This window comes from Massilia violaceinigra, assembly GCF_002752675.1.
Classification (GTDB): domain Bacteria; phylum Pseudomonadota; class Gammaproteobacteria; order Burkholderiales; family Burkholderiaceae_D; genus Telluria_A; species Telluria_A violaceinigra.
On sequence record NZ_CP024608.1, the window covers coordinates 6,988,712 to 6,999,516 of the forward strand.

Below are 10,805 nucleotides of genomic sequence, written 5' to 3' on the forward strand. Positions count from 1 at the left end.
CTGGTAAATGCGCCTGCCGAACGAGCCAAGCATTCCAACTCTGTACCTCTGTTCGCTCCGGCCTGTGCTCTCAGGCCTCGGCAAGGCCCCCTCTGCGCCTTGTTCGTGCTGTGCCCTGGTGCTCGACGGTGCCGTCGGTCTTTTTGCGGTGTGGGCCGATTCAGGCCCTTGCACGTTTTTTCTGGTGTCGTCCGCTCCACCTGGTCCGCGTTTCAAACGCGCCCCTTCGTCTTGCCTCGATTTCAAATCCGCCCAAGCCGACGAAATTCGTCGAACTGGTACTGCATTCGGCTTCGAACGAAATTCGGACGAAGTCGAATACAGGCTGCTGCCCTACTTCGCGCGCAGCAGCCGCGCTTCCCGCATGACCTTCAGCTTGATGTCGGCGAACACGCTCGCCTGCACCTGGAGCACCGTGCGCTTGCGGGTGAAACTGAACGCTTGGCCTTCTAGCGCCAGCTCCATCTGCTCCATCAAGTAGTCGTTCCAGTCAGTGCCCTTGCAGGCCGGCGCCGCGACGCCTACGCCCAGCAGCTCGGCGGCGGCGTGCGCAGCATCAAGGCCAGGGTTACGGCCAATGCGCGCGGCAGTCTCGTGGTCGTTGTCGGCGCACACGACGCCCATACCGGAGCGGTCCATGCGATCCGCGACGACGGGAAGATTTCCGGCGTTGAACGCAACGATGACGCGGCAATTCGGGATGGCTTGGAAGACAGTCAGGCCGGTGGCGAAACCCTCGACGAGAACTGTGACGGCAGCACCGGCCCGCTCGATGGCGTAATACGCACTCTTAGTCGTGGCGCCGAAGTGGAATTTCTTCTCGCCGTCCGGCGAAATGCGCTGCAGGCTGAGAATCTTGCCGTTGTAGAGCATCGGGACAACCAGCCAGCCGTCGGCGTCGACGCGCAGGCCGACGCAGCCGGCCACGCCCAAGCCCTTGCCCACCAGGTACGGGTGGCTGTCGCGCAGCGGCGCACACTTCGCGTAGAAGGCGCGCGCGCCAAGGGTGGCTTCGCACAGCGCGGCCCGGCGTTCAGCCTGGCGGCGTGCGATGGCGGCGCGGTCGATTGGCGCGGCCAGCGCAGCGGCGTCATCACTGGCGCGCCACATCACCGGCTCGGCGTGCACGGCGTAATCTTGGCACCAGCCGACCAGGCCGTCGTCGGCCAGCTTGATGCTGCCGTTCTTCTTGCGCGGGTGGCTCTCGGTCCGGCAACGGATCCAGCGGCCAGGCGTGAACGTATCCGGCACGATGATGCCGTTCGCCTGGACGAATTGGTAAAAATCGCTCATGCGCCCTTTGCCTTCGCCTTGGCGTAAGCCATATTGCGCGACTGAATCCACCGCAGCACTTCAGGCGAAGGTGGCGCCGGGGGCACATTGCCGTTCGCTGGCCATTCATTGAATTTTTCGCGGAATTTGGCCAGCGCCCATTTGTCGGTCTTCTGCTTGTCAGTTGCGTACTGGCGCAGTTGGGCGTAGAAATCGCGCTTCACCTCGGGAGTTGGCGGGGCTTTTTTAGTACCCTTGACCTCTTTCAGCACTCCAGACACCTGCTCGATGATTGCGGATTTCTTGTACACCGCGCCGCAGGCCGGGCAGGCAGGTGCGGCATCGTGGACATGGAAGCAGGTCGGGCACCTTGCAGGCTTCTTCTCGGTCTTCGCGGCGGGCGCTTTCGACTCCTTCGGCTTGCCACCGTCCAGCTCGTCGATGCCGTTTTCGAAGAAATCCTGAACCTCGGTCCAGAAACGCATGCAGTTGCCGCTGTGGTCCAGTACGATCGCCTCGGTCTTGCCGGTGGACTTCGAGCAGCGCAGCACGCGGCCCAACATCTGGATATGCACGGCCAGGGCCTTGCGTAGCGGGCGCGCCAGGATCAGCACCTCGATGTCGGGCACGTCGAAACCGCGTGTCAGGCTCTCGATGCTGATCAGGCCGCGAATATAGCTGTCGGGCTTGCGGAACTCGGCTACAGACGCGTCGCGCTCCTCGTCGGACTGCTGATAGGTGTACAGGTTAGCCACCACGCCAGCGGCCATGAATTGGCGCTGTAATTCTTCCGCGTGTACGACCGACGAAGCGAAGGCGATAAATTTCTTTCCTTGCCCGTGTTCCTTGTAGCCTTCGATCACGTCGCCGATGATCGGCAGCGCGCGCGATTCGGCTTCCTTCTCCGACCATTCGCCCGCCACCACTTTCGCCCCGGTCATATCGGGCTCCGACGCGGCGAACACACGATACGGCACCAGCTTGTCGTCGGCGATCAGCTGGTTCGTAGTGGCCGCATTGATGACGTGATCGAAGTACTTGCCCAACCCCTTCGTAAAAGGGGTCGCGGTCAAGCCGATGGTGAAGCACTTTCGCTTTTCCAGCCGCTTTTTAAGCGAATTCGGCAGCACATGGCACTCGTCGACCACCAGCAGCTGGACGTCCAGCGGGTCATCCTTCAGCGTCTGGAGACTGACAATCTGGATAGGGTTAGCACGATCAAGCCGCTCATTCTGCGCCTGCAAAATGCCGTGATCCAGGCCGTACTTGTCGAAGCGCTCGGACGCCTGATTGACCAGGGCAATGCGGTCCATGATGAAGGCGCCGCGCTTATAGTTCTTCTTCACCGTGGCGAGAATGGCGGTGGCCAGCTCGGTTTTACCAAAGCCGCACGGAGCTTGAATCAGGATGTTTCGGTATAGAGGAAAAGCGTGATGGAGCGCATCAATCACGGCGGTCTGTAGCGGATAGAGTCGGAGTTCTTCGGCCATTACGCCTCCTTCGAAATCGGGGTGATGCACGACAGGATGTCGCTGTATTTTTCAACGCCGGCAGCCTTGCGCATTTTGTCCAGCAGCTTCGTGTAGTCGACCACCTTCTTGTTCGCCTTAATGAAGTCGTCGAAGCGTGTAGCGGACAAACTCATCATTGCGTCGCGTTCCAGCGCCAGCGCCTCAATACGCGCCGCTTGGTCGCTATCTCCGAGAAACTTGATACGCTCTTGAAGTGCCGCGTTTTCTGCCTCAAGTGCAGCTACCTTCGCTTCTTCTGCGCGCAGAAGATCGAGGAAATCGGGCGTGTCATCGTTGTCGGGGTAGTCGCCAGCGTGGGCGAATTCGGACACCTGGTGCGCGCCTGCGGCCAACGTGCTGAAATCCGGGGCGTCTTCGTTCAGCGCCGGCGGCTCGGGTGACTTGGCCGGCGCCGCGGCTGCTGTTGTTGGTGCTGGCGCCGGCTTGGCCAAGGTGGCCAGCACCGCTTTGGCCGACACCGGTTTGCCTGCATCCTTGTGCTTGGCGATCAGCGCCTCGACATCGGCCAGTGGGATGGTGGCCAGTTTTTCGTACCGGTTTGCCGTTGAGGTGGAAATGCCCGCGTCGGCCAGCACCTCAGCCTTATGCTTCCCACCGGAGGGAACTATGCCGAAGCCACCGCTTTGTTTGGCAATCCCGGCGCTGATTTCACCGATCGCACGTTGGGCACGCAGCTTGATCTCGGCGGCCCACTGCTCCAGCTCGGTGTCGTTGGCCTGCTTGGCGTACAGGCGCATCGCCTCTGACTTATCGCGGATATCCTTGATGTCGTCGACGTTGCGGCAGGCGGCCAGTGCTTGGCGCGCCTGGTCGTATTTGATCAGGGCGCTCATGCAGCTACCGCCCCGGCCAGTGCTTGCTTCTTGGCCAGCGCCTGAATGTACGTGCGCAGCGGGCCTTCGTTGCGGAACCACTCTCCGTCGGCCCGCACGCGTTGCGCGGCGAAGCGGCGATGCAGCACGAATTCTTCTTTGATGCCGCCCGGCTCATGCGCGGCCAGCGTCATCGGATACGGGCAACCGGTTTGCAGGCCGGCTATTCTGCTGCCTGGCTGCCCGGTCGTCTTACCGATTTTGACGAATGCACCAGCGGTCACGAAGTAGACGAATTCCTGGGTCACATATTTGCCAGCGGTGCCATCGCGGCGCGGCGAGTGCCTCATCCGGGTCCACGTTAGTTCGCCAGCAGTACTGCCGTGGTTTTTGAGAATCAGGTCTATGGCCATCCCGACCCAATGCGGCGCAAAGGCACGCTTGGAATAAGTCTCAAATCCGCCGGGCATCGCCACGCAGCAATAGTGAACAAATCCCGAATCGTTCGCACTAGGCCACGTCTCAACGAGGATTAGCCCGCTGGTGCGGCTTGGCCGGCTGAGCCCAGTCCAACCGTGCGCGAGCAGATCGGACGGCGCCAGCGGCAGCGTCGATTCGAATCCTTCCTCGGCTGTGAAGGCAGACGGCAATGGCGGCGCAACGTCCATCACGCGCCCCACAATTGAAAGCGATTGAATGCACGGATGACGGTCGAGCCCTTGATCAGCTCGAGGCAGTACAGCTGCATGACAGTGCGTTTGATGATGGTTTTCATAGCGCTCCCCGGAATTTGGGCGACAGTTACCCCTGCGCCGACCGGGAGCCCGGTAGCGTTGCGAATGATTTTCATGGAAAGTCCTTAGGTTGCCGTCGGTTCAGCGACTCGGGCAAAGCACGTTTGATGCAGCGCGCAGATAGCCTTGAACGTCGAGATTTTGCAGTCGTCTTGACCGTTCAAAATGCGGTTGACGGTAGGCTGGGTAGTTCCGAGCTCGGCTGCGAGTCGAACTTCGGTCCAGTCTTGCTGTGTCTTGATTTCCCTCAAGAGGGTTGAGATATTTTTGTCCATGCACACATTCTATTCATGAATGAGTAGTTTTGCAATGCATTCGTTAATAAATTTCTTGCACTGAGCTATGCGCGTATGTATCATGCACGCATGGACATCTCAAAACGACTAGAAGAAGCTATGCGCGACGCCGGATTCGCGTCCCAAAGCGCGCTTTCGCGCGCCTCCGGTGTACCCCAGCCCACAATCAATCGAATTGCACGTGGCGCTGGATCAAAAGGCCCAGAAGCACACACACTCACCCTCCTGGCGGAAGCGTGCAATGTCAACTTCCAATGGTTGCATGAGGGGACAGGGCCGAAATTCCGCTTGGCGCCTAATGAACTGCATGAAGATTTCCTAAAAGTTACGGTATTGGCAGAGGGCGAAGAAGACCCGCGCTTTGTCTCGATCCCAATGGTGACCCTGCGCCTTTCTGCTGGCGTTACCGGCTTCCAGGCCGAGCCCGACTATAGGGACGGCGGCAGCGTGTTGGTGTCTGTTGACTGGATGGAAAAATGCCAGTTTTCTTCGACGCGTTTAGTATCTATGAAGGTTCGCGGGGAGAGTATGGAGCCGTCTCTGTACGAGGACGACATCGTGATCATCAACACTGCCGATACCAAGCCAGTCGACGGGCATGTGTATGCCGTGAACTATGAAGGCGAGGCCGTAGTAAAACGGCTTTCGCGTGACGCCGGCATGTGGTGGCTGGAATCAGACAATCCGGATAAGAGGAAGTACCACCGGAAGCTGTGCCAGGGCGAGGGCTGCATCATTGTGGGCCGCGTGGTGAGAAAGGACAGCCAGCATATCTAGATGAAGAGACGTAGGAACGCAGCACATTACCCCGCCCTGAGCGGGATTTTTTTTGCCGAACTATTCGCGTACTAATTATCTATTCGTTCTAGTATTGCAAATAACTAGTCATTCAAGTATACTTGATTCCAGTCAAGTTAACGAGATATCACGTGCCGTCCAGCAATAAATTCAACTTCTTTTGGTGTTCTTGCGCAATGCGATTTGCTTCGTCAGAACTGACGCTCAATCGCTTCGTTAATTTTCTCAATTGCTTGAGATTCGCCTTTAGCTCCGGGCGGCCCTCAATCACCTCAGGGGGTATTGCGGGAACGATATCCTGCACGAGTTCCAAGAGGTCAATAACATCGAGGCGTCGTACGAGTGTAATCAGCTCAAGCATTGCAGTCTGTCGCGGCACGTCCAAATCGAGCAGTTCGCTTTGTGCAGCAGGCGCAAACGTTGTGTCGAGTCGCTGAATGATCTCGGCATTCATTGAGCGCCCAGACAACTTGGCAGCTTCGGTAACCCGATCGCGCATGCCTGGCGGGAACCTGACAATGTACTTGTCGGCATCCCGAGAAGGTGAGTTTTGGGGTGGCTTGTCCATGGGCCTGATGATACTGGCATTAGGCCATTTCGCAAAATGATGGCCTAAGGCCATAAAAACACCTTGCATTTGATGGCCTAAGGCCATAATATGAAGTATGGCCTTAGGCCATCAACCGGAGCCGAGTCAATGTCCCTACCAGTAGCAAAAACAAAGTCCAAAAACGATGCAAAGGATCGTTTCATTATCCGATTCCACGACGAACATCACCGCGAGCAGTTCAAGCTGCGCGCGGCGAAAAATCACAGAACGATGAACGCAGAAATTCTATGCCTTCTTGAGGCAGGATTGCGGGCTATGAGCCCATCCTCTGAAAAAACGCATGAATAAAATTAGGAAGGAAAAGTCCACCGCATCCGAAGCTTTCACAAGCCTCGCATTGCATTTATCACCAGCTCTAGGGTGATCTAGCGGATTAAAAACTACTGGATGAGGCGGGCCGGCAAGCCCTCCCCATCCTACAACCGACCTGGCGGAACCAGGTAAGTGACATCAGATGTTCAAGCATCTGGGGTCATATGGAGCAGAGCGCACTTTTTTGGAGAGACCCAAATGCACAAAACGAATGTTAACACCGAGGTTTTAGATACGCAAGCGGATATTTTGGCGAAGTCACAGTCAATCGCTAGCGATGTCCACCAACAGTCACAAGATATCGAGACGCAAATTCTCGACGCCAAAATTCTCATCGAGGCGATCTTCTCGACAATCGATCGTATGCACGGCTTGTCATCGGCAGCGATGCACAGCATCAACACGATCAACTGCTTTGCCACTTGCGCATTGCGTAACTTGGAGCTGGTTGCCGAGGCGAACAGCGCAGTATTGACCATGACCGCCGGAGGTGCAGCATGAGCGCCGGTAACCCACACTTCCACCACATCGAGCGCGCCCCGTATGAATTCGGCCACCTCATTCGCCAGCTGGCTGGCGACTTCCATGGCCATGTGATGTCGAGCGACGAGCGCCAACAGGCGAAGGCTGCGATCAACCACGCGCACAACGCAAATTACACCTTGATGAACGGCATCGAGGCGATTGGACACCTGCTGTTCACGGCCGGGAACAACGCCGATTATCCGACCGAAGTGGGTGTACTTGAAAACATCGGTATGTTGATCAAGCACATCGGCGTCGAGGCGCAGTTCCTCCAGGAGCAGCAGGCCGACCTCCAAGCGACGCTTGATCGCGATGACCGGCAAGCCGCGGCCTCGCAACTGCGTCAGAAAGCCGTCGCAAAAGTGGCACCGGCGGAAAGCGCAGGTGCGGCATGAAAAAGCACTTCCAAAAACACGGCGACGAATATCTGCTCTCCCCTGCTGCGACCCTATTTATGGTTGCGGACGCCATTAACTGTCCGGATGCGGGGCCGCAAGGAAAAGTCAGAGCAAGTCGCGTTTTAAACGCGACCATGGCAGCTGCGCGCGCGGCCAGATTCGAACAAGCCGACATCCTGGAGACGATGCTGCTGTCTGGCGCGGATGCTGCGCGCGTGCTGCCGATGTGCGATGCGCTGGTGCAGCGCCTTGGCGCCGAGGTAGTGATCAAGATCATACGCATCGGTCTGGACGATGTATCACCGGGGGATGCGTCATAAGCGGGCTTCAATCGAACCAGCTGGGCCTCGGCCCGCAGTAACCCTACCCGGCCACCAACAATCGAAAAAAGAAGGCCGCCCGACGCGCAGACGCCGGATGGCCTATCACAGCCAAAATTTTGAAAGCGTGCTATGAACGACCAGAACGATATCACAACACCGCCTGTGCGGACGCGTACTCCAGGCGCCCGGTTGGCGACAATCACCGCCGTGCCGGCGCTGACGCGCGACGAGAAGCACATCCTGGAGCTGTTCCGCGAGACAACCGATCAGAAGCTTCTGCTGAGCACAGCAGCGGTTTGCGTGAGCCACAATCCGCGTCACCAGCGCCCCGTCCTGCATCTGGTGCGTGGGGGTGGAGCATGAGCGCCAGCGTCGATGAAGTAGCTATCCGCCGCCTGGCGGGCCTGACCAACGTGGTCAGCGCCCTGCTTGCGGCAATTCCGATCTTGCAGCCCGAGAGCCAGGCGGGCGCACTGCAAACCTGCGCCAGCATGGCGGCCGATGTTGCCGATGAGCTGGATGCCATTACCCGATTCGAAACAGAAAGCGAAGAATGAACCAACCAAAAAAATTCCTGCGACTCCCCGCCGTAATCGACATTGTGGGCATTCAACGCACAGCCATTTACGAGCGCATAAAGGCCGGGAATTTTCCGAAGCCTATCAGCTTGGGCCCGCGTGCAGTGGTGTGGGATTCGACGGAAATAGCCAGCTGGCAAGAGGACTGCATCGCATCAGCGAGGTCGCCTACCCCCACTTAGCCATGTGGGTAGAAATGTGGGTAGAGGATATTAAAAAAGCCCCATCATAGGGGCTTTTTCTATTAACTGGCGGAAGCGGTGAGATTCGAACTCACGAACGGCTCACACCGTCGCCAGTTTTCAAGACTGGTGCCTTCAACCGCTCGGCCACGCTTCCTGCAGAACGCGATTATACAGAAAACCCCCGTTCTTGGGCAGTAACACCTTATCCGATGCCCGATTCCATGGTCGCCACCCCCACCAGGCCCGGCTCCCCCAGCACCCCAGCCGGCGCCGTGGTGATCAGGTTCTCGGGCGTCAGCGTCGTCGCCACCACCCCTTGCAGCGCCATCATCGTCCTGAACCCCCACGCGGCACCCGCCGCACCATCGGCATCGAACTGGACCAGCGTATCGGCGCCGCTTTGCAGATAACGCAGCACCCCGCTGGCGAACGGGTCGCCCGGCGGCATCTCCCCGCCAACAGGGCAGACACGTCGATACGGTCGCCGCCCGCCCCCACCGCAAAATCCTGTACCGTGAACGTGCTCGTTCCCAAGGTACCGGCCACGCCGAAGCGGTCCACGCCCGCCCCGCCAATGGCGCTGATCTCATTCGAGTTTTGCGTCTCGCGCAGCAGGACGATGGCGTCGTCGCCATCCCCACCGTTGGCCACCACCCGCCCGCGCGCAAGGTAATCGTTGGCGTTGATCTCGATCAGGTCGTTGCCGCTGCCGCCGAACGCGCCCACGTCGCCGTCGCTCTGCACCTTGAGGATGTCGTTGCCGCTGCCGCCGTTGAGCAAGCCGGACATGTCGACGGCGCGCATCAGATCGTCGCCCGCCCCGCCATCAAGCACATCGTTGCCACGGTAACCCGACATCGTGTCATTGCCGCTACCGCCGTTGAAGACGTCGTTGCCGCCGTCGCCGAACATCAGGTCGTCGCCCTCGCCACCGAACAGCTGGTCGTCGCCTTCGTGGCCCGACAACAGGTCGTTGCCGCGCCCGCCCGTGAGCGTGTCGTTGCCATCCTGCCCGTTCAGGTAATCCCCGCCCGCGCCGCCGTCGATCACATCGTTGCCCGAGTAACCGTTCAAATCGTCGTTGCCGTCGCCGCCGCTGAGGAGGTCGTCGCCGAGTTGGCCCCACAGCTGGTCGTTGCCCGCGCCGCCGTAGATGGAGTCGTTGAGCACGCCAGCGAATATCTGGTCGTCCCCACTGGTTCCGTACACCGTCATGCCATTGTTCGAGCCATCCGGGTTATAGCCTTCAAAGAAGTTATTCGGCAGCACATCCTGCGCGCGCACGCCAGTCAGCGTCGCGATCGTATGGAAAGTGCTGGCCGTGCCGGCCGCCCCGTCCTCGTCGAGCTGCAGCAGCGTGTCGTTACCCTGCTGCACCAGGCGCGCGATGCCGGCCGCCCCGAAGGGATTGGTGAAGGATGATTCGAACAGTTGTCCCAGGCTGAACCTGTCGCCGCCGGCGCCCGGCACAAAATCGTCGATGATGATGTTTTCCGCGTGCACACGGTCGTAAAAAATGAACAGATCGCTGCCGCTGCCGCCCGTCGCATGCACGGTCAGGGCCGCCGTTCCGGTGCCGAAGTTGATGCGGTCCTCGCCATCGCCGCCGGACACCAGCACGTCGCTGACCACCACCCCGCCGCCGGCCATGGAGGCGACGAAGAGGCTATCCCTGCCCGTGCCGCCGTACAGGCTGTCGTTGCCCTCGCCGCCGGACAGCACGTCGTCGTCGGCGCCGCCATCGAGGCGGTCCGCCCCGGTGCCGAACGCGTCGAGCGAGTTGGTGCCCGGGCCGCCGACGAGGATATTGTTGCCGCTGTCATCGCGCAGCACGTCGCCGCCTTCGCCGCCACGCAGCAGGTCGTCGCCCTCGCCGCCGTTGATCCGGTCCCAGCCGGCATCGCCATCGATCAGGTCGTTGCCTTGCTCGCCGGCGATGGTGTCGTTGCCGGTGCCGCCGAATATGCTGTCGGCACCGTCGCCGCCGAAGATGCGGTCGCCATCGCCCTCCTCCTCGTCGCCGCCGTCGATGTAGTCGCTGCCACCCTCCCCGAACAGCAGGTCGCCGTTGCCCAGGCCGAACAGTTGGTCGTCCAGCTCGCCGCCTTGCAGAAAATCACTGTTCTCGGTGCCGGTCAGGGTCAGTCCGGTCACCAGAAAATTGGCGGGACGGCGCGGCCCGCCGTCGGGATCGGACATCATGAAAAATGTTGGCATGGAGATTCCTCAGGAAAGGCTGAATCGAGGCAAGCGAGCGCGCACGCGAACGCGGATGCCCATCGTGCGCCCTTGCGTGGCGCGTGTCGAGATCGGGATGCCCGCCAATTTTTCCTGTCTGGAACAAGGACGTGTGCCCGGCACCCGCCCTTT

Annotated in this window: 17 protein-coding genes and 1 tRNA gene; 8 read left to right on the forward strand and 10 right to left on the reverse strand. The window is 59.7% G+C overall.

The window, feature by feature from the left end:
* Positions 1–333 precede the first annotated feature (333 nt).
* From CR152_RS30245 to CR152_RS30270, 6 genes are read right to left on the reverse strand one after another with little or no spacing between them, the layout of a single operon-like run.
* The gene (locus CR152_RS30245) at positions 334–1,293 is read right to left on the reverse strand and encodes a toprim domain-containing protein (protein WP_099881196.1); all 960 of its coding nucleotides are present in this window, start codon (positions 1,291–1,293) and stop codon (positions 334–336) included.
* Complete coding sequence (locus CR152_RS30250) at positions 1,290–2,762, reverse strand: DEAD/DEAH box helicase (protein ID WP_099881198.1); 1,473 nt, start codon at positions 2,760–2,762, stop codon at positions 1,290–1,292. Before CR152_RS30250 ends, CR152_RS30245 begins: the two co-directional genes overlap by 4 nt.
* Positions 2,762–3,637: a hypothetical protein gene (locus tag CR152_RS30255; RefSeq protein ID WP_099881200.1), complete on the reverse strand. Its 876-nt coding sequence runs from the start codon at positions 3,635–3,637 to the stop codon at positions 2,762–2,764. Before CR152_RS30255 ends, CR152_RS30250 begins: the two co-directional genes overlap by 1 nt.
* Entirely contained in the window at positions 3,634–4,284 is a 651-nt protein-coding gene (locus CR152_RS30260; protein WP_099881202.1) for a GIY-YIG nuclease family protein, read from the reverse strand. Before CR152_RS30260 ends, CR152_RS30255 begins: the two co-directional genes overlap by 4 nt.
* Positions 4,284–4,466, reverse strand: a complete 183-nt coding sequence (locus CR152_RS30265) for a hypothetical protein (RefSeq protein ID WP_099881204.1) — start codon at positions 4,464–4,466, stop codon at positions 4,284–4,286. Before CR152_RS30265 ends, CR152_RS30260 begins: the two co-directional genes overlap by 1 nt.
* Before the next feature lie 9 nt (positions 4,467–4,475).
* On the reverse strand, positions 4,476–4,685 hold the full coding sequence (locus CR152_RS30270; RefSeq protein ID WP_099881207.1) for a helix-turn-helix transcriptional regulator: 210 nt from the start codon (positions 4,683–4,685) through the stop codon (positions 4,476–4,478).
* 90 nt (positions 4,686–4,775) lie between these two features.
* Here CR152_RS30270 and CR152_RS34505 point away from each other — a divergent pair, with 90 nt between their 5' ends.
* On the forward strand, positions 4,776–5,483 hold the full coding sequence (locus CR152_RS34505) for an XRE family transcriptional regulator (protein WP_167399976.1): 708 nt from the start codon (positions 4,776–4,778) through the stop codon (positions 5,481–5,483).
* 148 nt (positions 5,484–5,631) lie between these two features.
* Here CR152_RS34505 and CR152_RS30280 read toward each other — a convergent pair whose 3' ends face one another.
* Positions 5,632–6,072: an Arc family DNA-binding protein gene (locus CR152_RS30280; RefSeq protein WP_099882941.1), complete on the reverse strand. Its 441-nt coding sequence runs from the start codon at positions 6,070–6,072 to the stop codon at positions 5,632–5,634.
* A gap of 129 nt (positions 6,073–6,201) precedes the next feature.
* Here CR152_RS30280 and CR152_RS30285 point away from each other — a divergent pair, with 129 nt between their 5' ends.
* The 7 genes from CR152_RS30285 to CR152_RS30315 all read left to right on the forward strand — a co-directional run bounded on the left by CR152_RS30285 (position 6,202) and on the right by CR152_RS30315 (position 8,432).
* A complete protein-coding gene (locus CR152_RS30285; protein ID WP_157778841.1) occupies positions 6,202–6,402 on the forward strand; it encodes an Arc family DNA-binding protein in 201 nt (66 codons plus the stop codon).
* 222 nt (positions 6,403–6,624) lie between these two features.
* On the forward strand, positions 6,625–6,927 hold the full coding sequence (locus tag CR152_RS30290) for a hypothetical protein (RefSeq protein WP_099881214.1): 303 nt from the start codon (positions 6,625–6,627) through the stop codon (positions 6,925–6,927).
* Positions 6,924–7,346, forward strand: a complete 423-nt coding sequence (locus tag CR152_RS30295) for a hypothetical protein (RefSeq protein ID WP_099881216.1) — start codon at positions 6,924–6,926, stop codon at positions 7,344–7,346. The genes CR152_RS30290 and CR152_RS30295 overlap by 4 nt, the downstream gene beginning before the upstream one ends.
* Complete coding sequence (locus tag CR152_RS33480; RefSeq protein WP_157778842.1) at positions 7,343–7,669, forward strand: hypothetical protein; 327 nt, start codon at positions 7,343–7,345, stop codon at positions 7,667–7,669. The genes CR152_RS30295 and CR152_RS33480 overlap by 4 nt, the downstream gene beginning before the upstream one ends.
* Positions 7,670–7,801: 132 nt before the next feature.
* Positions 7,802–8,035: a hypothetical protein gene (locus tag CR152_RS30305; protein WP_099881220.1), complete on the forward strand. Its 234-nt coding sequence runs from the start codon at positions 7,802–7,804 to the stop codon at positions 8,033–8,035.
* Complete coding sequence (locus CR152_RS30310; protein ID WP_099881222.1) at positions 8,032–8,229, forward strand: hypothetical protein; 198 nt, start codon at positions 8,032–8,034, stop codon at positions 8,227–8,229. Before CR152_RS30305 ends, CR152_RS30310 begins: the two co-directional genes overlap by 4 nt.
* Positions 8,226–8,432: a helix-turn-helix transcriptional regulator gene (locus CR152_RS30315; protein ID WP_099881224.1), complete on the forward strand. Its 207-nt coding sequence runs from the start codon at positions 8,226–8,228 to the stop codon at positions 8,430–8,432. Before CR152_RS30310 ends, CR152_RS30315 begins: the two co-directional genes overlap by 4 nt.
* A gap of 67 nt (positions 8,433–8,499) precedes the next feature.
* Here CR152_RS30315 and CR152_RS30320 read toward each other — a convergent pair.
* The 3 genes from CR152_RS30320 to CR152_RS30325 form a co-directional block, all read right to left on the reverse strand.
* Positions 8,500–8,589 (reverse strand) — tRNA-Ser (locus CR152_RS30320).
* Between the two features lie 48 nt (positions 8,590–8,637).
* A complete protein-coding gene (locus CR152_RS34755; protein ID WP_267876254.1) occupies positions 8,638–8,766 on the reverse strand; it encodes a hypothetical protein in 129 nt (42 codons plus the stop codon).
* Complete coding sequence (locus tag CR152_RS30325) at positions 8,763–10,652, reverse strand: calcium-binding protein (protein ID WP_099881226.1); 1,890 nt, start codon at positions 10,650–10,652, stop codon at positions 8,763–8,765. Before CR152_RS30325 ends, CR152_RS34755 begins: the two co-directional genes overlap by 4 nt.
* Between the last annotated feature and the right edge of the window lie 153 nt (positions 10,653–10,805).

What these genes read in the sequence shown, in the direction of transcription:
- CR152_RS33480 (WP_157778842.1), top strand. Translation starts at nt 7,343, where the DNA reads ATGAAAAAGCACTTCCAAAAACACGGCGACGAATATCTGCTCTCCCCT.
- CR152_RS30255 (WP_099881200.1), bottom strand. Translation starts at nt 3,637, where the DNA reads ATGAGCGCCCTGATCAAATACGACCAGGCGCGCCAAGCACTGGCCGCC.
- CR152_RS34755 (WP_267876254.1), bottom strand. Translation starts at nt 8,766, where the DNA reads ATGATGGCGCTGCAAGGGGTGGTGGCGACGACGCTGACGCCCGAGAAC.
- CR152_RS30315 (WP_099881224.1), top strand. Translation starts at nt 8,226, where the DNA reads ATGAACCAACCAAAAAAATTCCTGCGACTCCCCGCCGTAATCGACATT.
- CR152_RS30310 (WP_099881222.1), top strand. Translation starts at nt 8,032, where the DNA reads ATGAGCGCCAGCGTCGATGAAGTAGCTATCCGCCGCCTGGCGGGCCTG.
- CR152_RS30265 (WP_099881204.1), bottom strand. Translation starts at nt 4,466, where the DNA reads ATGAAAATCATTCGCAACGCTACCGGGCTCCCGGTCGGCGCAGGGGTA.
- CR152_RS30260 (WP_099881202.1), bottom strand. Translation starts at nt 4,284, where the DNA reads ATGGACGTTGCGCCGCCATTGCCGTCTGCCTTCACAGCCGAGGAAGGA.
- CR152_RS30245 (WP_099881196.1), bottom strand. Translation starts at nt 1,293, where the DNA reads ATGAGCGATTTTTACCAATTCGTCCAGGCGAACGGCATCATCGTGCCG.
- CR152_RS30280 (WP_099882941.1), bottom strand. Translation starts at nt 6,072, where the DNA reads ATGGACAAGCCACCCCAAAACTCACCTTCTCGGGATGCCGACAAGTAC.
- CR152_RS30285 (WP_157778841.1), top strand. Translation starts at nt 6,202, where the DNA reads ATGTCCCTACCAGTAGCAAAAACAAAGTCCAAAAACGATGCAAAGGAT.
- CR152_RS30295 (WP_099881216.1), top strand. Translation starts at nt 6,924, where the DNA reads ATGAGCGCCGGTAACCCACACTTCCACCACATCGAGCGCGCCCCGTAT.
- CR152_RS30305 (WP_099881220.1), top strand. Translation starts at nt 7,802, where the DNA reads ATGAACGACCAGAACGATATCACAACACCGCCTGTGCGGACGCGTACT.
- CR152_RS34505 (WP_167399976.1), top strand. Translation starts at nt 4,776, where the DNA reads ATGGACATCTCAAAACGACTAGAAGAAGCTATGCGCGACGCCGGATTC.
- CR152_RS30250 (WP_099881198.1), bottom strand. Translation starts at nt 2,762, where the DNA reads ATGGCCGAAGAACTCCGACTCTATCCGCTACAGACCGCCGTGATTGAT.
- CR152_RS30270 (WP_099881207.1), bottom strand. Translation starts at nt 4,685, where the DNA reads ATGGACAAAAATATCTCAACCCTCTTGAGGGAAATCAAGACACAGCAA.
- CR152_RS30325 (WP_099881226.1), bottom strand. Translation starts at nt 10,652, where the DNA reads ATGCCAACATTTTTCATGATGTCCGATCCCGACGGCGGGCCGCGCCGT.
- CR152_RS30290 (WP_099881214.1), top strand. Translation starts at nt 6,625, where the DNA reads ATGCACAAAACGAATGTTAACACCGAGGTTTTAGATACGCAAGCGGAT.